Source organism: Micromonospora sp. WMMA2032 (genome assembly GCF_002688545.1).
In the GTDB taxonomy this organism is placed as follows: Bacteria; Actinomycetota; Actinomycetes; order Mycobacteriales; family Micromonosporaceae; genus Micromonospora; species Micromonospora sediminicola.
This window is the reverse complement of record NZ_CP024052.1, coordinates 1,294,191-1,312,273: the sequence shown is the minus strand read 5'-3', so window position 1 is coordinate 1,312,273 and position 18,083 is coordinate 1,294,191. Positions and strand designations below refer to the sequence as shown.

Sequence of the window (18,083 nt, the reverse complement as noted above, 5' to 3'; positions counted from 1 at the left end):
TTGTCTCGCCGTCACGCCCGGTACAACGCGTGCCGCTGAGCTGCGGATACGTGAGCGTGGCTATCGTCCGCTTTGGTATCGGTATGCCCTTGCTTAGAATCGGGCCATGCCCCGGATCCTCCAGCTGCTGGCCTCGCCGGTGCACCGGTACGTGGGCCGGCCCGCGGACGGGCCCGCCCCGGCGCCGCCCGGGGAACTGGTCGAGCAGGTGCGGATCCGGTCCGGCCTGGGCGTCGTCGGCGACCGCTACTTCGGCCGGCCCGCGCACCGCACCGCGAGCGTCACGCTGATCGCGCAGGAGTCCCTGCCGGCCGGCGCCGACCTCACCCAGCTCCGGCGCAATGTGCTGACCAGCGGCATCGCGGTGGACGAGCTGGTCGGCCGGGTGCTGACCCTGGACTCCGGCGACGGCCCGGTCAGCCTGCGGGTGCACCGGGCCGCCCCGCCGTGCGCCTGGCTCGACGTGGTGGTCGCACCCGGCACCTGGACGGCGATGCGTCGACGCGGAGGCGTCCGGTGCGAGCCGCTCACCGACGGCGTGCTGCGGGTCGGGCCGGTGACGGTCTCCGTCGACTGACGGCCCGGCGGGAACTTTCCCCGCCCGCCGGCCGACCAACAGCGGGGTCACCGATCGTCCGGTCGGCGGCGAGGTGGCAGGAAGGGCGCCAGGGATGAACCGAGCCGGGCCGGCATCCGTACCGTCGGGCATGACCACCTCGGGCCGGCGGGCCGGCCGCGGATGAGCCCGGACACCGACGACGAGCAGGTAACCCGCTGGGCGCACCGCGCGGGCCGGGGGGACCAGCAGGCCGCCGCCGCGTTCGTCCGGGCGTTGCAGGGCCCGGTGTGGCGGTTCCTCGCCCACCTCGCCGGTCCGGCCGAGGCCGACGACCTCGCCCAGGAGACGTTCCTGCGCGCGCTGCGCAGCCTGCCCGGCTTCGCCGGCCGCTCCTCCGCCCGCACCTGGGTCTTCACCATCGCGCGCCGGGTCGCCGTGGACCACGTGCGGGCCGCGACCGTACGCCCCCGGGTGGCGGCGCTGCCGGACTGGCAGGCCGCCGCCGAGGCGGCCGGTGCGGTCACCGCGGGCGGGGACGACGGTGTCGCGCTGCGCGGGCTCATCGCCGGGCTCGCCCCGGAACGGCGCGAGGCGTTCGTCGCCACCCAGGTGCTCGGCCTGTCCTACGCCGAGGCCGCCGAGGTGTGCGGTTGCCCGGTCGGCACCATCCGGTCCCGGGTCGCCCGCGCCCGCGAGGACCTGGTCGCCGCCTGGGCCGGCGACGCCCGTGACCGCCGCGCCCGCTGACCGGGCCGGCTCACCAGGAGGCGGGCGGACGCCGTCCGGACCCTGCGGCAGGTGACCGCCGCGCGGACGCGGTCAGGCGGCGCGGCGGTCGCGGGCCTGTGCCGTGTACGGGCCGGGCGGCACCAGCCGCAGCGGGGCCGGCGCGGCCGGCTCCTCGGCCCGCAGCGCCCACCGCGAGCCGGTCGACCGGCCCCGCCCGGGCGGGGTGTCGCCGGGACGCCAGCCCGGCCGGGACAGCACCAGCATCACCGCCCAGCCGACCAGCAGGAAGCCGTGGCTGACCAGCCGGGTCATCGCCACCTGGCCGGTGATCAGGTCGTTGACCGACAGCAGCACCAGCGTGGCGACGAACGCGCTGAGCATGGGCAGCAGCCCGGACGGGGTGGTGCGGCGCAGCGCGACGTAGAGGAAACCGGCGCCGACGGCCACGTTCCACGCCGCCGACTCGTGCCACAGGTGCTGGCCGGCGGTGTGCGCGTGCGCGACCACCGCCTCCCGGCCGATCTGCGCGAGGCCGAGCACCAGTTGCACCGCGCCGAGCAGGCCGAGCGCGCCGCGCAGCCCGAGGGCCAGCCGCTGGCGCCGGCTCGGCCGGGGCGGGGGCGCGGCGGCCAGCACCGCCTCGACCAGGTCGGGCACCCGAGGGGCCAGCTGCGTACGGGCCCGTCGGGTGACCGCGGCGGCCGACTCGAACCAGCCCCGGCAGCCGGCACAGCCGCTCAGGTGCGCCTCGGCCGCCTCGGTCTCCGACCGGGACGCCTCACCGTCCAGCTGTGCCGACAGGATCTCCCGCCACCGCTCACACGCCATGTAGGGATAGTCGTCCGGGCCGGCCGTCTGGTTCCCGGCGGGGTACCGGATCAGGCCGACACGCTGCCCGTACGCTCGGCCCACTCGGCCGTGCCGTCCGGCGCGACCAGCGCGGTGGTGTGCGTGTCGGACAGGAACGCGTACGCGTCGATCGGCGGGAAGGGCTCGCCGGTGACTACCCGGGGTGGGCGTGGGTAAGCGGGCGGGGGAGGGGGCCGAGTGACACGCGCGTTCGTGAACTGGTCCGGCAGCCTGTCCTTCACTCCCCAGCGGTGGGTCGAACCGGCCGACGAGGACGAGGTGCGCACGCTGGTGCGCCAGGCCAGGGAGACCGGGACCACCGTGCGGCCGGTCGGCTCGGGGCACTCGTCCAGCCCGCTGGTGCGTACCGACGGGGTCCTGCTCGGCCTGGACCGGCTGGCCGGGGTGATCTCCGACGACGGGCAGCTGGCCACCGCCTGGGCCGGCACCAGGCTCAAGGCGCTCGGTGAGGGGCTCTACGACGCCGGGCTGGCGATGGACAACCTGGGCGACGTCGACTACCAGTCGATCGCCGGGGCGACCGCCACCGGCACCCATGGCACCGGCCTCGGTTTCGGCAACCTGAGCACCCAGGTCACCGGCGTACGCCTGGTCACCGGCACCGGCGACACGCTGGACGTCGACGCGGAGCGCAACCCGCACCTGCTGCCGGCCGCCCGGCTCTCGCTCGGCGCGCTCGGCGTGGTCACCCGGATCACGCTCGACGTGCAGCCCCGCTACGAGCTGCACCGCCGCTCCTGGTGCGCGCACCTGGACTGGACCCTGGACCACCTCGCCGAACTTCAGCACACCAACCGCAACATGGACTTCTACTGGTATCCGCGCAGCGACCGGACCCAGATCCGCGTGATCAACCGGACCGACGAGGCCAACCAGCGGCCGTTGTGGCCCGGGACGGGCCGGCCGGACGGCGAGCCCCGGCAGAGCCAGGTCGGGCCGACCCACCGCACCATTCCCCGCAACCGGGAGCTGCGCTTCGAGGAGATCGAGTACATGCTGCCGTCGGAGGCGTTCCCGGCCTGTTTCGCCGAGGTGCGCCGCCGCATCCGCGAGCGGCACCGCCGGGTGGCCGGCTGGCGGGTGCTGGTGCGTACCATCGCGCCGGACGACATCTGGCTCAGCAACGCCTACGGCCGGCCCACCACCACCATCGCCTGCCTGCAGAACACCTCCCTGCCGTACGAGGAGTACTTCCGGGACATGGAGGCGGTCTTCCGGCACTACGGTGGCCGGCCGCACTGGGGCAAGAAGCACTGGCTCGGCGCGCGGGAGCTGCGCCCCCTCTATCCCCGCTGGGACGACTTCCGGGCGGTGCGTCGCCGGCTCGACCCGGACGGGGTGTTCCTCACCCCGGACCTGGCCCGGCTGCTGGAGGAGTCGTGACCGCCCCGGTCGGCGCCCGGGTATGGGTGGTGCCCGGCGGGCACGTGCCGTTCCCGGCGCACGGGCCGGAGCCGGAGTTCACCGGGTTCGACCAGCTCTGCGTGCTCAACGCCACCGACCACGACGCCGACCTGACGCTGGACTTCTACTACGAGGACGCCGAGCCGGTCGGGCCGTACCGGGTGCTGGTCGGCGCGCGCCGGATCCGGCACCTGCGGGTCAACGACCTGATCGACCCGGAGGCGGTGCGGCTGGACCGGGCGTACGGCTGCGTGCTGCGGTCCCCGGTGCCGGTGGTGGTGCAGTTCCTGCGCCAGGACACCCGGCTGCCCGGTGTGGTGGCGTTGACCGGCACGATGGCGTACCCGGGGTGAGGTTCGACCGGGCGGCGGCGGGTACCCCGGCGCATGCGGGAAGCCACCGACCGGCTGGGCGACCGGCTCCGCGAGGCCGGTCGGGCCAGCCGCCAGCGGGTACGCACGTACTTCATCGTCGCGGTCCAGGCCGGGCTGGCCGCCGCGTTGGCCTGGCTGATCGCCCGCGAGGTGCTGAGCAACCCGGACCCGACCTTCGCGCCCGCCGCGGCGGTCGGTGTCATCGCCGCCGCGCTCGGCGGCCGGACCCGGCGCACCGTCGAACTCGTCGTCGGGGTGGTGCTCGGCATCGTCGTCGGCGACATGCTGATCCGCCTGCTCGGCACCGGACCCTGGCAGACCGGTGCGGTCGTCTTCCTGGCGGTCAGCGCCGCCGTGGTGGTCCGCGGCACCGGCGCGCTGGTCACCCAGGCCGGCGGTACGGCCGTGCTGGTCGCCACGCTCACCCCGGTCTCACCCGACCTGGAACTGCCCCGCACGATCAACGCGCTGGTCGGCGGCCTGGTCGGCCTGGTCGTGGTGCTGGTGCTCGCGCCGCTGAACCCGCTGCGCACGGTGCGTCGGGTCGCCGACCCGGCGCTGGACACGTTCGCCCGGGAGATGACCGCCTCGGCGGAGGCGCTGGCACACGGCGACGCCCGCGCGGCCGACGCCGTGCTGGCCCGGATGCGCGCCGCCGAGCCCGAGCTGGACCAGATCGACGAGGTGGTCAACGCCGCCGACGAGGTGGTCCGGTTCTCCCCGGTGCGCTGGCGGCGACGGCGCGCGCTGGCCGCGTACCGCGACGGCGCCGAACACCTGGACCGGGCGTTCCGCAACAGCCGGGCCCTGGTCCGCCGGGTCGGCACCGCCCTGCGCGACCGGGAGCCGGTGCCGGCCGACCTGCCGGCCGCGCTGGAGCACTTCGGCACGGCGATCCGGCTGCTGCACCGGGAGTTCCTGGCCGCCCGGGAACCGCACGCCGCCCGGGAACGGGTGCTGCGCGCGGTGCGTGACGCCGGAGCGGCGTGCCGGCAGGACATCGGCTTCTCCGGCACCATCGTGGTCTCCCAGTTGCGCACCGCCGCCAACGACGTGCTCCGGGCCACCGGCGTGCCGGCCGACGAGGCCCGCCGGCAGGTCCGCCGGGCCGCCGCGGCCCGCGCGCCGTAGCCCCGCCGCGCGCCGATGAGTTCGCCGATCCGCGACGGTCTACCGTCCGACCGACACACCACGGCACGGGAGTAGGGCATGGGCCTCGTCCACATCGAAATGTTCGCCACGCTCGACCTGGTCGGGCAGGCGCCGGGCGGCCCCGACGAGGACCCGGTCGGGTTCCCGTTCGGGGGCTGGCAGGCGCCGCTGATCGACGAGGTCACCGGGGCGCAGGTCCAGGCCGCGTACGAGGGCACCGACGCGCTGCTGCTCGGCCGCCGGACGTACGACATCTTCGCCGCCTACTGGCCGCACCAGGAGGGCGGGCCGGACGACGGGATCGCCGCGCTGTTCAACCGCATCCCGAAGTACGTGGCCTCGCGCGGCCGGCCCGACCTGTCCTGGGCCGGGTCGACGCAGCTCGGCCCGGACCTGGCCGGCGCGGTGCGAGAGGTCCGGGACCGGCACGAGAACGTGAAGGTGGTCGGCAGCCTGAACCTGGTGCAGAGCCTCCTGCGGGAGAAGCTGTTCGACCGGATCGACCTCTGGGTGCACCCGATCGTGCTCGGCGTCGGGAAGAAGGTCTTCGACGGCGGCGCCGTGCCCACGAACGTGACCCTGGTCGAGCCGCCGGTGGCCAACCCGAAGGGCACCGTCTACCTGCGTTACGGCCTCGCCGACGGCACCCCGGCGACCGGGGACATGGCCGTCCGCGATCAGGGCGCCGGACGCGTCGACTGACGCCCGCCCGGGGCTGCGGGTGCGGCGTCCAGGTGCGCGCGCAGCGCCGCGGCGATCTCGCCGGCGGCCCGGAGCTGGTCCGCGGTGAGCGCGTCGACGAAGAGTTCGCGGATGGCGCGCAGGTGCGGGGCGGTGGCTCCACCGAACGCCGCCGCCCCGGCGGGCGTCAGGTGGACCTCCGCACCGCGCGGCTCGGCGGCGCACTCCTGGCGGCGGACGAGCCCGCGCCGTTCCATCCGCCCGAGGTGGTGGGAGAGCCGGCTGCGCTCCCAGCCGATCCGGGCGGCCAGTTCCGAGGAGCGCAGCTGCCGGTCCTCGGCCTCGCTGAGAGCCAGCAGCACGGCGTAGTCGCCCGGTGTCAGTGACGACTCGACCTGGAGCCGGGACGCGACCCGGGACCGGAGCGCCTCCGTGGTCTCGACGAATTCGCGCCAGATCCGCAGCTCCTCCCGGCTCGGAAGCCGGCGCCCACGGCCCGGACGGGGTGTGGCGTTCGCCATCCTTTTCCTCCAATTGACATGTCAATTCGCAGGCTACCGTGTTTGACATGTCAATCGCCCGCCATCGGAGGAGGGGACATGACAGCGGAGACGTTCGCCCTGGGGCTCAACTCGTTCGGCGAGGTCGCCACCGACGGCGACCGGATCCTGACCGACGCGCAGACCGTCCGGCTGCTCGTCGAGGAGGCCCGGCTCGCCGAGTCGGTCGGGCTCGACGTGTTCAGCGTGGGCGAGCACTACCGGGAGGGCCACACCGACTCGGCCACGCCGGTGCTGCTGGCCGCGATCGCGACGGCCACCGACCGGATCCGGCTCGGCACGTCGGTCACGGTGCTCAGCACCAACGACCCGGTCCGGCTCTACCACGAGTTCTCGACCCTCGACGCGGTGTCGAACGGTCGGGCCCAGATCGTCCTCGGCCGGGCGTCGGCCACCGAGTCGTTCCCCCTGTTCGGTTACGACCTCGCCGACTACGAGCGGTTGTTCGAGGAGAAGCTCGACCTGTTCGTCCGGCTCCAGCGGGACGAACCGGTCACCTGGAGCGGCACGGTACGGACGCCGCTGGTCGGGCAGCGCCTGCACCCGCGCATGCCGGCGGGCGGCATCCCGACCTGGATCGGCGTCGGCGGGAGCCCGGACTCGGTGCTCCGCGCCGCCCGCTACGGCCTACCCCTGATGCTCGCGGTCATCGGCGGACGCCCGCAGCGGTTCGCCGGCCACGTCCAGCTCTACCGGCGGGCGCTCGCCCGGGCCGGCCACCCGGTGCGGCCGATCGGCCAGCACTCGCTGGGTCTCGTCGCCGATACTGACGAGGAGGCGGTGGAGACCTGGTGGCGGTACTGGCAGCCGGTGGTGACCCGGCTCGCCGAGGAACGCGGCTTCTACCGGCCGGACCGCCGGCGCTACGAGGCCGAGATCGACCACGGGGCGCTCTACGTCGGGTCGCCCGAGACGGTCGCCCGGAAGATCGCCGCGACCGCCCGGGACCTGCGCCTGAGCCGCTTCGACCTGAAGTACGACATCACCCACCTGCCCCGTAAGGCGCGCGCACGGACGATCGAGCTGCTCGGCGGCGAGGTCGCCCCGCGGGTACGGGAGCTGCTGGCGAAGGAGCCCACCCATGTCTGACCTCGTGTTCGGCCTCGACACCTTCGGCGACGTGCCGGAGGACGACGCCGGTCGGCCGCTGTCGCACGCCGCCGCGATCCGGCAGGTCGTGGACGAGGCGGTGCTCGCCGACGACCTGGGCGTCGACGTCATCGCCCTCGGCGAGCACCACCGGCCGGAGTACTCGGTGTCGACCCCGGAGACCGTGCTGGCGGGGATCGCCACCCGTACCTCCCGGATCCGGCTCGCCTCCGGGGTGACGGTGCTCAGCTCGGACGACCCGGTGCGGGTGTTCCAACGCTTCGCGACCGTGGACGCGCTGTCGAACGGCCGGGCCGAGGTCATCCTCGGCCGGGGCTCGTTCACCGAGTCCTTCCCGCTGTTCGGCTACGACCTGAGCGACTACGACGTGCTGTTCGAGGAGAAGATCGAACTCTTCGCGAAGCTGCTGGAGGAGAAGCCGGTCACCTGGAGCGGCACGACGCGCGCCGCGCTGGAACACGCCGACGTCTTCCCGAAGACCGAGTCGGGACGCCTCAGCACCTGGGTGGGGGTCGGCGGCTCGCCGCAGTCCGTGGTGCGCACCGCCCACTACGGCTTCCCGCTCATGCTCGCCATCATCGGCGGCTCGCCCGAGCGGTTCGCGCCCTACCTCGACCTCTACCGGCGGGCCGCCGAGCAGTTTCACACCACCGCCCACCCGGTCGGCATGCACTCACCGGGGTTCGTCGCCGACACCGACGAGGAGGCCAGGGAGCTGTTCTGGCCGCACTACCGCATCATGCGGGACCGGATCGGCAAGCTGCGGGGCTGGCCGCCGATCCGGCGTACCGAGTTCGACGCCGAGGTGGCGCACGGCTCCCTCTACATCGGCTCGCCGGAGACCGTGGCCCGCCGGATGGCCGACGCGATCCGCGCCCTCGGCGTCGGCCGGTTCGACCTCATCTACACCGCCGGCGCCCAGCCGGTGAGCGCCCGCATGCGCGCCGTCGAGCTGTACGGCAGCCGGGTGATCCCGCTGGTCCGCGACATGCTCGCCGGTTGACGCCGGCCCCGGAAGGAGAACAGTGGACGGATCGCAGACCCTCGGCATCCTCGGCGCCGGCAAGGTGGGCACGGTGCTCGCCCGACTCGCGGTGGCCGCCGGCCACCGGGTGTTCATCGCCGGCTCCGGCGACCCGGCGAAGATCGCCCTCACCGTCGAGGTGCTGACGCCCGGCGCGGTCGCCACCACGGCGGCCGACGCGGCGGCCCGCGCCGACGTCGTCGTCCTGGCCCTGCCGCTGGGCAAGTACCGGAGCATCCCGGTCGAGGCGTTGCGCGGCAAGCTCGTCGTCGACGCCATGAACTACTGGTGGGAGATCGACGGCATCCGCGACGACCTCACCGACCCGCGCACCTCGTCCAGCGAGACCGTGCAGGCGTACCTGCCCGGGTCACGCGTGGTGAAGGCGTTCAACCACATGGGCTACCACGACCTCGAGGACGAGGCCCGGCCGGCGGGCGCGGACGGCCGCAAGGCCATCGCGATCGCCGGTGACCGCCAGGACGACCTCGCCGTGGTCGCGTCCCTGGTGGACCGGCTCGGCTTCGACCCGGTCGTCGCGGGCCCGCTGGGCGAGGGCGTACGGCTGGAACCGGGCAGCGAGTCGTTCGGGGCCGACGTGAGCGCCGACGAGCTGCGGGCCATGCTCGACCGGTTCCCGGAATCCGAACGCGGGCGGGTCGTCGCCGAGGCGCGGGCCGGACGCCCGGGTCCGGCCTGACCCGCCGCGACCGCCGCCGGCGGAATCCGGTGGCGTCCGGGACGCCGGTCCGGAAGGCTCCCGGTCATGGTTTCGGTGGTGCAGAACGTGGCGATCGACTGTGCGGATGCCTACGGGCTGGCGCGCTTCTGGAGCGAGGTGACCGGGCGGCCGCTGCACCCGGAGGACCGACCGGGTGACCCGGAGGCCCAGGTGCTGCTGGCGGAGGGCCCGGTGCTGCACTTCAACCAGGTGCCCGAGCCCAAGACGTCGAAGAACCGGATCCACCTCTGCCTGCGCCCGGAGACCTCGCGCGACCCGGAGGTGGAGCGGCTGCTCGGCCTCGGCGCCACCCTGGTCGACGACCGGCGCCACCCGGACGGCTCCGGCTGGGCGGTGCTCGCCGACCCCGAGGGCAACGAGTTCTGCGTGCTGCGCAGCGCCGCCGACCGGGCCGCGACCGGGTCCTGACGCCTCTACAGGCCGAAGAAGTCCAGGTAGCCGTCGATCTGGTGGGCCAGCATCGGCTCGCCGGGGTGGGCGGCCAGGCCCCGGTCCCGGGCCGCGCGCAGCAGCGGCGTCTCCGCCGGCGACATGATGATGTCCGCGACCACCGCCCGGGCCGGCAGCTCGGCCACCGGGAACGGCGGCGGGTCCGTCGGGCGCAGCCCCAGCGGCGTCGCGTTGACCGCGAGGTCCGCGTCGGCCAGCCGCGGCCGGGACGCGCCGTGTACCCGGTCCGGGTACGCCTCCGACAGCCGCCCGCCCAGCGCGGCCAGGCGCGCCGGGTCGGTGTCGGTCAGGTGCAGCGCGGCCACCCCGGCGTCGAGCAGGGCCACCGCGATGGCGCTGCCCGCGCCGCCGGCCCCCACCAGGCAGACCCGCCGGCCGCGCGGATCGTGCCCGGCCGCCACCAGGGCGCGGACGAACCCGTCACCGTCGAACGTGTCCGCCGACCAGGTGCCGTCCGGTTCCCGGCGCAGCGCGTTGACGCTGCCGGCCAGCCGGGCCCGGTCGGTGACCCGGTCGGCCAGACCGAGCAGCGCCGCCTTGTGCGGCACGGTCACCAGCATCCCGTCCAGGTTGGCCACCCGGCGCAGCCCGGCCACCACGTCGGGCAGGGCGGCGGCCGGCACGTGCACCGGCACCAGCACGGCGTCCGTGCCGCGCCGGGCCAGCACCGGGTTGAGCAGGCCCGGCGCCCGCACCTGGGCGATCGGGTCGCCGAGCAGCGCGTACAGGCGGGTGGCGCCGCCGATCACGGTCATCGCACCGGCTGCGGTCGGCGCAGCGTCCGCAGCGCCCCGGCCCACGCCGCCACCTCGTCGAGCACGGTGCCCACCGCCTCCCGCTGGTGCGGCCCGGGCCGCAGGTCGCGGAACGCCACGAAGTCGGTGTGCAGCGAGAGCGCCACCTGGGAGCGGACCACCGGCACCGACACCTGGCCGAGCACCAGCCGCAGGTGCTCGGCGGCCCGGGTCCCGCCGTGCACCCCGTAGCTGACCAGCCCGGCCGGCTTGTGGTGCCACTCCTGGTAGAGCGCGTCGATCGCGTCCTTGAGCACGCCGGGAACCGAGTGGTTGTACTCCGGGGTGACGAAGACGAACGCGTCCAGCGCCGCGACGGTCGACCCCCAGCGGCGGATCGCCGGCCGGCCCGAGGGCGCCATCGACGGGGGCAGCGCCTCGGCGAAGTGCGGCAGCGGATGGTCCGCCAGGTCGACGAGTTCGGTGGTGACGTCCGTACGCCCGGCGGCGACGTCGCACACCCAGCGCGCCACCGCGTCGGCCTTGCGGCCCGGGCGGGTGCTGCCCGCGACGACCCCGATTCTGATCATTGGCTGGCCTCCCTGGTCAGGTACCCGGGCCCGGTCGGGACCGGGGCGTCCGCGAGGTCGCGGGCGAGGTGGAGCGCGCCGTGCAGGGACGAGAGCCCGCCGAGCGCGGCTGCGGCCACCCGGGGCGCGGGTCGGCCCGCCCGGCCACCGGCGGCGGCGAGACGGCCGACCAGTGGCACGAAACCGGGCAGCCCGGCGGCGAAGCCGCCACCGACGACCGCCAGGTCGACGGCGAGCAGCTCGCCGAGGCTCACCACGGCGGCGGCCAGCGCGGCGCAGGCCGGCCGGATCGCCTCCACCGCCCACGGCCGCCCGTCGCGCAGCCCGGCGCGCAGCCGCCGGTGGTCCACCGGCCCGTCGCGCAGGCGCGCGGCCCGGCGCAGCGTCGCCGGCCCGGACGCGGTCGCCTGGAGGCAACCGGCCCGTCCGCAGTCGCACCGCTCTCCGTCGACGTCGACCACCATGTGTCCGACCTCGGCGGACGCGCCGGCCGGGACGTTGCGGCCGCCGAGCACGATCCCGCCGCCGACCCCGGTGCCCACCCCCAGGTAGAGCACGTCGTCCCGGCCCGCGTGCCGGGACTCGGCCAGCGCCGCCAGGTCGCCGTCGTCGGCGTACCCGGTCCGGGTGTCGGGGAAGAGCCGGCGCAGCGCGCCGGCCAGGTCCAGCCCGACCCAGCTCGGGCGGCCGGGCCAGGCGACGACGGTACCGCCCCGGTCGACGGTGGCCGGCATGGCCACGCCCACCGTGGCGACCGGGCCGAAGCCGGCCCGCAGCGCCGCCGCCTCGGTGGCCAGCAGCGACAGGTCGGCGGCCGGGTCCGCGCCGGCCGGCCAGGTGACGATCCGCTCGTACGCGGGCCGGCCGGCCGCCTCGGCGCGCAGCGCGACCTTCGTGCCTCCGACGTCGACGCCCAGCAGCGCGGCGCCCGGCCCGCCCGTCACGCCGGCCTCAGTGCGCCAGCAGGTGCAGGAACGCCAGCGCGGCCGCGGCGAACGCGAAGAACAGCGGCACCATGATCACCTTGCCGTCGTCCTTGGCGCGCAGGTGGTAGGCCACGGCGGCGATCAGCAGCACGGTGACGCCCACCGCGGCGACCAGGCCGAGCTGCCAGAACTTCAGGCCCAGCAGCAGCCCCGCGACGCCGGCCAGCTCCAGCAGGCCGATCACGCGGGTCAGCCCGGCGGAGACGCCGAGGTGCGACATCCGCTGGCGCATCTGCGCGTTGCCGGTGAGCTTCTGCACGGCCAGCGGCACCAGGATGATGGCGAGCAGCACGGTGAGAACGATGATCGCGACGGTCACGGGGATCCTCGGGGGTCGGGTCGCCACGACGGGCGACCGGGATGGGTGCGGTGGTGCGGTCGGTCAGGACACTGTGGAGACGAGCGCGCGGGCCGCCAGCCGGTAGCCGAGCGCGCCCAGACCCACGATCACCCCCGCGGCCAGCGGGGCGAGCACCGAGTCGTGTCGGAAGCTCTCCCGGGCCCACACGTTGGACAGGTGGACCTCCAGCCACGGGCGGGGATAGTTGGCCAACGCGTCGCGCAGGCTCCAACCGGCGATCATCAACGCGCCCGGGTTCACGATCGCGCCCACCGTCTCATAACTGTCCTGGATGGTACGGATCATCTCGCCCTCGCAGTCGTGCTGTCTCGCCACGACCCGCCAGCCCCGTCCGGCCACCTCCTCGCCGACCGCCCGCTCGATGTCCGCCAGCGTGTCGGTGCCGTAGATCTCCGGCTCCCGCCGGCCGAGGATGCCCAGGTTCGGGCCGTTGAGCAGGAGCACCTCGGACACGTGGCACCTCACCGGGAGCGGACGACGACAGGTCCTCGGAGTATCGGCCCGACGCGCCGACCGGCCACCGCCGGCAGGGGGCGGTTAGGGGCGGCTAGGGGCCGTTAGGGGAGGTCAGCGGCCTGCCGGCTCGGTTAGCGTCCCAGCCGGGCCGTTCCTATCGGGAGCAGGGAGTGGGACATCATGAGTGATCTGCCGGCGCCGGAGTTCCCCGCCTGGCCGCAGTTCGGCGACGAGGAGCGGACCGGCCTCGTCCGGGCCCTGGAACAGGGCCAGTGGTGGCGCGTCGGGGGCGACGAGGTCGACACGTTCGAGGCCGAGTTCGCCGCGTACCACGGCGCGCCGTACGCGCTGGCCGTCACCAACGGCACCCACGCGCTGGAGGTGGCGCTGGAGGTGCTCGGCGTCGGCCCCGGCACCGAGGTGATCGTCCCCGCCTTCACGTTCATCTCCTCGTCGCTGGCCGCGCAGCGCCTCGGCGCGGTGGCCGTGCCCGTCGACGTCGACCTGGACACCTACTGCGTCGACCCGGACGCGGTCGCCGCCGCCATCACCCCCCGCACGCGGGTGGTGATGCCGGTGCACATGGCCGGGCAGTTCGCCGACATGGACGCGCTCGACAAGATCGCCGCAGACGCCGGAGTCGCGCTGCTCCAGGACGCCGCGCACGCCCACGGCGCGCGGTGGCAGGGCAAGCGGGTCGGCGAACTCGGCTCCGTCGCCGCGTTCAGCTTCCAGAACGGCAAGCTGATGACCGCCGGCGAGGGCGGCGCGGTGCTCTTCCCCGACGAGGAGAGCTACGAGAAGGCGTTCCTCGTGCACAGCTGCGGCCGGCCCCGCACCGACCGCGACTACCTGCACCGCACCACCGGCTCGAACTACCGGATGAACGAGTTCAGCGCCGCCGTGCTGCGCGCCCAACTGTCCCGGCTGGACGGTCAGATCGCGCTGCGCGAGCAGCGCTGGCCGCTGCTGGCGAGCCTGCTCGCCGAGATCCCCGGCGTGGTGCCGCAGGGCCGCGACGAACGCGGTGACCGCAACCCGCACTACATGGCCATGTTCCGCGTACCCGGGATCACCATCGAACGCCGTCGGGCCGTGGTCGACGCGTTGATCGCCCGGGGCATCCCGGCGTTCGTGGCGTTCCGCGCGATCTACCGGTGCGACGGGTTCTGGCTGGCCGGCGCGCCGGACGAGACCGTCGAGCAGATCGCGGCACGGTGCCCGAACACCGAGCAGATCCACGCCGACTGCATCTGGCTGCACCACCGCACGCTGCTCGGCACCGAGGAGCAGATGCACCTGATCGCCGCCGTGCTCGCCGACGTGCTGGCCGGATGACCGGGTCGCAGCCGGCCGCCGCGCCGGGGCGTACCGTCCGGGTCGCGGTGGCCGGCCTCGGCTGGGCCGGACGGCAGATCTGGCTGCCCCGGCTCGCCGCGCACCCCCGGTTCACGGTCACCGCCGTGGTCGACCCGGACGTCGCCGCCCGGGACCGGGCACGCGCCGACCACGGCGTCCCCGACGCGTACGCGGACGTGGCCGACCTGCCCGCGGGCGCGGCCGACCTCGTGGTGGTGGCGGTGCCCAACCACCTGCACGCGGCCGTCGCGGCCCGGCTGCTGCGCCGGGGCGTACCGGTGTTCCTGGAGAAGCCGGTCTGCCTCACCTCGGCCGAGGCGGACGACCTGGCCGACGCGGAGCGCTCCGGCGGGGCGGTGCTGCTGGCCGGCAGCGCCGCGCGCTACCGGGCCGACGTGCGTGCCCTGGTCGACGCCGCGGCCGGTCTCGGTCCGGTCCGGCACGTCGACGTGGCCTGGGTACGCGCCCGCGGCGTGCCCGACGCCGGCGGCTGGTTCACCCGGCGCGACCTCTCCGGCGGCGGCGCGCTGGTCGACCTCGGCTGGCACCTGCTCGACACCGTGCTGCCGTTGCTCGGGCCGGCCCCGGTCGCGCACGTCGTGGGCAGCGTCTCCGACGACTTCGTCAACGACGACGCCGCGCGGGCCGCCTGGCGTGGCACCGCCGGCACCGGCGGGCGAGGCGACGTCGAGGACACCGCCCGGGCCTTCCTGCTCACCGCCGACGGCGCGTCCGCCGCCCTGCACGCCTGCTGGGCGTCGCACGAGGCGCGCGACCGGACCACCGTCTCCGTGCACGGCACCGCCGGGTCGGTGACGTTGCGCTGCACGTTCGGGTTCAGCCCCAACCGGGACGCCACGCCGGAGCTGACCCGTACCCGCGACGGGGAGACGGTCCGCCTGCCGCTGCCCGCCGAGCCCATCGGCGCCGAGTACGACCGGCAGCTCGACGCCCTGCCCGACCTGCTCGCCGACCCGGCGAGCCGGGGCGTGGCCGCGGCCGACGCCCGCCGCACCATCGACGCCATCGAACGCGTCTACCGCTGCGCCCGGCCCACCCCGCCGGTGCGAGCGCTGGCGGGAGCGCGCGACCGGTGAGAACCACCGGCGACCTCACCCACCGGGAGCAGCCATGAGCCAGCCGCCGTCCACCGCCGGCGCCGCCGTCCTCGCCCCCCGACCGGGCCCGATCCGGGCCGTCGTGTTCGACCTCGACGGGGTCGTGGTCGACAGCTCGGCGGTGATGCGTGAGGCGTTCAGCATCGCGTACGCCGAGGTGGTCGGCGGCGGGCCGGCGCCGTTCGAGGAGTACAACCGGCACATGGGGCGGTACTTCCCGGACATCATGCGGCTGATGGGGCTGCCGCTGGAGATGGAGGGACCGTTCGTCCGGGAGAGCTACCGGCTGGCTCACCGGGTGCCGCTGTTCCCCGGTGTCCGCGAGACGCTGGAGGCGCTGCACGAGCGGGGGATCCGGATGGCGGTGGCCACCGGCAAGAGCGGGCCGCGCGCCCGGTCGCTGCTCGACCTGCTCGGCGTGCTCGCCCTGTTCGACCACGTGATCGGCTCGGACGAGGTGCCCCGGCCCAAGCCCGCCCCGGACATCGTGCTGCGCGCGCTGGACCTGCTGGGCATGCCGCCGACCGCGGCCATGATGGTCGGTGACGCGATCACGGACCTGACCAGCGGCCGGGAGGCCGGGGTGACCACGGTCGCCACCACCTGGCACGGCGGCGACGTGACGGCCCTGCTCGCGGCCGGCCCCGACCTGGTCGCCCACAAACCCGACGAGCTGCTCACCCACTGCCCGGCGGTGCTCTGACGTCCGCGCCCCGACCGGCGAGCGTGATCGACACCAGTTCGGGGAGGTGGCGGCGTCTGCGGCTGGTCGATGCCGCCACTTCGGCGAGCTGGCGGCGCAGGCCGGACCCCGTCGCTACATCGTGGCCAGAGCGGCCCGGACCTCGGCCTCCGGCACGTCGGGAACCAGCTCCGGGCCCGCCGGGCCGTCGAGCACGAAGGACAGGCCGGCGGTGGATTTCTTGTCCCGCCGCATGAACGCGATCAGCTCGTCGGCGTCCACCCCCGACGGCAGGCCGGTGTCCAGGCCGTAGCCGGCGACCACCTCGTGGTGCTCGGCGACCCGCGCGGCGGGGATCCGGCCCAGCCGGCCGGCCAGCCGACCCGCGAAAACCGTGCCGACGCCGACCGCCTCGCCGTGGCGCAGCCGGAAGTCGGTGGCCCGTTCCAGCGCGTGCCCCAGCGTGTGGCCGTAGTTGAGGATGTGCCGCAGCCCCGCGTCGCGCTCGTCGGCGGCAACCACCCGGGCCTTGAGCGCCACGCACGCGGTGATCTGCTCCGGCACGGTCCGCCCGCGCAGGTCGCCGGCGCCGATGAAGTGGGCGCGGGCGATCTCCCCGTAGCCGTTGCGCCGCTCCACCTCCGGCAGCGTGCCCAGGTAGTCGGTGTCGCAGAGCACGGCGCGCGGCTGCCAGTAGACGCCGACCAGGTTCTTGCCCTCGGGCAGGTTCACCGCCGTCTTCCCGCCGACGCTGGCGTCCACCTGGGCCAGCAGCGACGTCGGCAGGTGAAGCACCGCGACGCCCCGGTGGTAGAGGCCGGCGGCCAGACCCACCACGTCGGTGGTGGTGCCGCCGCCGCAGGAGACCACCGCGTCGGCGCGGGTCAGCCCGAACCCGGCGAACGCCCGGCACAGCGACTCCACGGTGGCCAGCGTCTTGTCGTGCTCGCCGTCGCGGGCCGGCACCACCCGGTGCGGCACGCCCGGGTCGGGCGTCCACTGCGGCGGCCGGGCCGAGACCACCACGACCCGGCGGGCTCCGACGCGCGCCACCTCCGCCGCCAGCCGATGCCGCACGCCGGGGCCGACGACCACCGGGTACGACCGGTCGCCCAGCTCCACGTCGACGGTACGGGCGCCCACGCTGCCCTGGACGGTCATGCGACTCTCCCGGCGGTCGAGGAATCCACTGTCATCCGGCCCGTCCCCCGGGCACGGGTACGCCCGGCCCGACCATCCGCAGCGCCAGCGCGGCCAGCGAGTCGACGGCCGGGTCGATGCCCCACCGGCGGTGGCTCAGCTGGGCGTGCGTGGCGATCAGGAAGCCGCGCGGCGCGGCCGGGTGGTCCTGCGCGGCCACCTCGCCGACCCGGTCCAGGTAGCGGCCCCAGGCCTCCGCCACCGGGTCCTCGGCCAGCGGCAGGTCGCCGGCGGCCAGCACGATCTTGTCCGCGCCGGCCTGCGCCTGCGCGGCCAGGTCCCGGCGCTGCGCCCCGGTCAGCGGACGGCTGCGGTCCTGCCAGTGCAGGAACAGGAAGGCCGCCCGGTCGCCGGCCGGCACCAACCCGCACAGGTGCCGCAGGTGCGCCACCGCCAGCGGCAGCTCCAGCCCGGCCAGCCACGGCGGCTCACCGCCGAGCAGCGTCAACGCCAGCTCGCTGCCGGCGTGCGCGAGCGGACCGCCGCGCGCCGGGTCCCGCACCGCGTACGCCGGGGGCGCCGGCCGGGCGGCCGGGCCGAGACGGTCGCGCGCCAGGTCGAGCGCGGCGGGCCCGGCGTGCAGGCCCAGCCGCAGCCGCGTCGGGGCGGGGGAGTCGAGGCGGTCGAAGAACCAGCACACCCCCGGGTCGGCGTCGCGCACCTCGGCGACCAGCCGCGCCACCACGGTGCCGACCAGCTCGGCCGCCCGCACGTCGACGCACCCCGTGCCGGGCACGGCGAGGTCGGCGAACAACCAGGAGCGGTCCATGGCACCTCGACTGTCGGCGGTGGGTACGCGGCGTCCTCGGGGCGAGCCCATCATCACCGCGCCGCCCCGCCGGACCACCCGGGCGCGGCCGGGAACCGGGGTCCGGTTAGGGGGCGACAGGGGTAGGTCGTCGCCGGGCCGCTGGCCAGACTTGGGCCGTTACGGCGAGGGAC

The 18,083-nt window shown here is 75.3% G+C and carries 22 protein-coding genes; 13 read left to right on the top strand and 9 right to left on the bottom strand.

Annotated features, from left to right (window positions below; translation table 11 throughout):
• Positions 1–106: 106 nt before the first annotated feature.
• Together CO540_RS05360 and CO540_RS05355 are read left to right on the top strand one after the other, a co-directional pair.
• The gene (locus CO540_RS05360) at positions 107–577 is read left to right on the top strand and encodes a molybdenum cofactor biosysynthesis protein (protein ID WP_099161161.1); all 471 of its coding nucleotides are present in this window, start codon (positions 107–109) and stop codon (positions 575–577) included.
• Positions 578–739: 162 nt separating this feature from the next.
• The gene (locus tag CO540_RS05355; protein ID WP_091574970.1) at positions 740–1,306 is read left to right on the top strand and encodes a sigma-70 family RNA polymerase sigma factor; all 567 of its coding nucleotides are present in this window, start codon (positions 740–742) and stop codon (positions 1,304–1,306) included.
• A 72-nt stretch (positions 1,307–1,378) separates the two neighbouring features.
• Here CO540_RS05355 and CO540_RS05350 read toward each other — a convergent pair whose 3' ends face one another.
• Positions 1,379–2,116: a zf-HC2 domain-containing protein gene (locus CO540_RS05350; protein ID WP_099164601.1), complete on the bottom strand. Its 738-nt coding sequence runs from the start codon at positions 2,114–2,116 to the stop codon at positions 1,379–1,381.
• Positions 2,117–2,335: 219 nt separating this feature from the next.
• On the opposite strand from CO540_RS05350, the gene CO540_RS05340 reads away from it, so the two are divergent.
• The 4 genes from CO540_RS05340 (at position 2,336) to CO540_RS05325 (ending at position 5,790) form a co-directional block, all read left to right on the top strand.
• Positions 2,336–3,541 (top strand): D-arabinono-1,4-lactone oxidase, encoded by a 1,206-nt coding sequence (locus CO540_RS05340; RefSeq protein ID WP_099161159.1) that lies wholly within the window; start codon positions 2,336–2,338, stop codon positions 3,539–3,541.
• A complete protein-coding gene (locus CO540_RS05335; RefSeq protein ID WP_099161158.1) occupies positions 3,538–3,915 on the top strand; it encodes a sensory rhodopsin transducer in 378 nt (125 codons plus the stop codon). Before CO540_RS05340 ends, CO540_RS05335 begins: the two co-directional genes overlap by 4 nt.
• A 33-nt stretch (positions 3,916–3,948) precedes the next feature.
• A complete protein-coding gene (locus CO540_RS05330; protein WP_099161157.1) occupies positions 3,949–5,067 on the top strand; it encodes an FUSC family protein in 1,119 nt (372 codons plus the stop codon).
• A 78-nt stretch (positions 5,068–5,145) separates the two neighbouring features.
• Positions 5,146–5,790 (top strand): dihydrofolate reductase family protein, encoded by a 645-nt coding sequence (locus CO540_RS05325; RefSeq protein WP_099161156.1) that lies wholly within the window; start codon positions 5,146–5,148, stop codon positions 5,788–5,790.
• Here CO540_RS05325 and CO540_RS05320 read toward each other — a convergent pair.
• On the bottom strand, positions 5,766–6,290 hold the full coding sequence (locus CO540_RS05320; protein WP_099161155.1) for a MarR family winged helix-turn-helix transcriptional regulator: 525 nt from the start codon (positions 6,288–6,290) through the stop codon (positions 5,766–5,768). The genes CO540_RS05325 and CO540_RS05320 overlap by 25 nt on opposite strands.
• Positions 6,291–6,368: 78 nt before the next feature.
• Between CO540_RS05320 and CO540_RS05315 the strand changes: the two genes are divergently transcribed.
• The 4 genes from CO540_RS05315 (at position 6,369) to CO540_RS05300 (ending at position 9,613) form a co-directional block, all read left to right on the top strand.
• Positions 6,369–7,418, top strand: a complete 1,050-nt coding sequence (locus CO540_RS05315; RefSeq protein ID WP_099161154.1) for an LLM class flavin-dependent oxidoreductase — start codon at positions 6,369–6,371, stop codon at positions 7,416–7,418.
• Complete coding sequence (locus CO540_RS05310) at positions 7,411–8,442, top strand: LLM class flavin-dependent oxidoreductase (RefSeq protein ID WP_099161153.1); 1,032 nt, start codon at positions 7,411–7,413, stop codon at positions 8,440–8,442. The genes CO540_RS05315 and CO540_RS05310 overlap by 8 nt, the downstream gene beginning before the upstream one ends.
• Before the next feature lie 22 nt (positions 8,443–8,464).
• Complete coding sequence (locus CO540_RS05305) at positions 8,465–9,163, top strand: NADPH-dependent F420 reductase (protein WP_099161152.1); 699 nt, start codon at positions 8,465–8,467, stop codon at positions 9,161–9,163.
• A gap of 66 nt (positions 9,164–9,229) precedes the next feature.
• On the top strand, positions 9,230–9,613 hold the full coding sequence (locus tag CO540_RS05300; protein ID WP_099161151.1) for a VOC family protein: 384 nt from the start codon (positions 9,230–9,232) through the stop codon (positions 9,611–9,613).
• Positions 9,614–9,618: 5 nt separating this feature from the next.
• On the opposite strand, the gene CO540_RS05295 is transcribed toward CO540_RS05300, so the two are convergent.
• The 5 genes from CO540_RS05295 to CO540_RS05275 all read right to left on the bottom strand — a co-directional run bounded on the left by CO540_RS05295 (position 9,619) and on the right by CO540_RS05275 (position 12,779).
• Positions 9,619–10,410, bottom strand: a complete 792-nt coding sequence (locus CO540_RS05295; RefSeq protein ID WP_099161150.1) for a shikimate dehydrogenase — start codon at positions 10,408–10,410, stop codon at positions 9,619–9,621.
• Complete coding sequence (locus CO540_RS05290) at positions 10,407–10,979, bottom strand: NADPH-dependent FMN reductase (protein WP_099161149.1); 573 nt, start codon at positions 10,977–10,979, stop codon at positions 10,407–10,409. Before CO540_RS05290 ends, CO540_RS05295 begins: the two co-directional genes overlap by 4 nt.
• Entirely contained in the window at positions 10,976–11,923 is a 948-nt protein-coding gene (locus CO540_RS05285; protein ID WP_099161148.1) for an ROK family protein, read from the bottom strand. The genes CO540_RS05290 and CO540_RS05285 overlap by 4 nt, the downstream gene beginning before the upstream one ends.
• Before the next feature lie 7 nt (positions 11,924–11,930).
• Positions 11,931–12,284, bottom strand: coding sequence for a DoxX family protein (locus tag CO540_RS05280; RefSeq protein WP_091574923.1), 354 nt, complete (start codon positions 12,282–12,284; stop codon positions 11,931–11,933).
• A gap of 63 nt (positions 12,285–12,347) precedes the next feature.
• Entirely contained in the window at positions 12,348–12,779 is a 432-nt protein-coding gene (locus CO540_RS05275) for a type II 3-dehydroquinate dehydratase (protein WP_091574919.1), read from the bottom strand.
• Between the two features lie 183 nt (positions 12,780–12,962).
• Between CO540_RS05275 and CO540_RS05270 the strand changes: the two genes are divergently transcribed.
• Genes CO540_RS05270 through CO540_RS05260 form a run of 3 tightly spaced genes read left to right on the top strand, consistent with a single transcriptional unit; the run spans position 12,963 to position 15,962 of the window.
• Entirely contained in the window at positions 12,963–14,120 is a 1,158-nt protein-coding gene (locus CO540_RS05270; protein WP_099161147.1) for a DegT/DnrJ/EryC1/StrS family aminotransferase, read from the top strand.
• On the top strand, positions 14,117–15,238 hold the full coding sequence (locus tag CO540_RS05265) for a Gfo/Idh/MocA family protein (RefSeq protein ID WP_099161146.1): 1,122 nt from the start codon (positions 14,117–14,119) through the stop codon (positions 15,236–15,238). The genes CO540_RS05270 and CO540_RS05265 overlap by 4 nt, the downstream gene beginning before the upstream one ends.
• 34 nt (positions 15,239–15,272) lie before the next feature.
• Complete coding sequence (locus CO540_RS05260) at positions 15,273–15,962, top strand: HAD-IA family hydrolase (protein ID WP_099161145.1); 690 nt, start codon at positions 15,273–15,275, stop codon at positions 15,960–15,962.
• Positions 15,963–16,076: 114 nt separating this feature from the next.
• Here CO540_RS05260 and CO540_RS05255 read toward each other — a convergent pair whose 3' ends face one another.
• Both CO540_RS05255 and CO540_RS05250 read right to left on the bottom strand, forming a co-directional pair.
• Positions 16,077–17,102 (bottom strand): 3-dehydroquinate synthase, encoded by a 1,026-nt coding sequence (locus tag CO540_RS05255; RefSeq protein WP_099161144.1) that lies wholly within the window; start codon positions 17,100–17,102, stop codon positions 16,077–16,079.
• A gap of 31 nt (positions 17,103–17,133) precedes the next feature.
• Entirely contained in the window at positions 17,134–17,910 is a 777-nt protein-coding gene (locus tag CO540_RS05250) for a hypothetical protein (protein WP_099161143.1), read from the bottom strand.
• Positions 17,911–18,083: the final 173 nt, after the last annotated feature.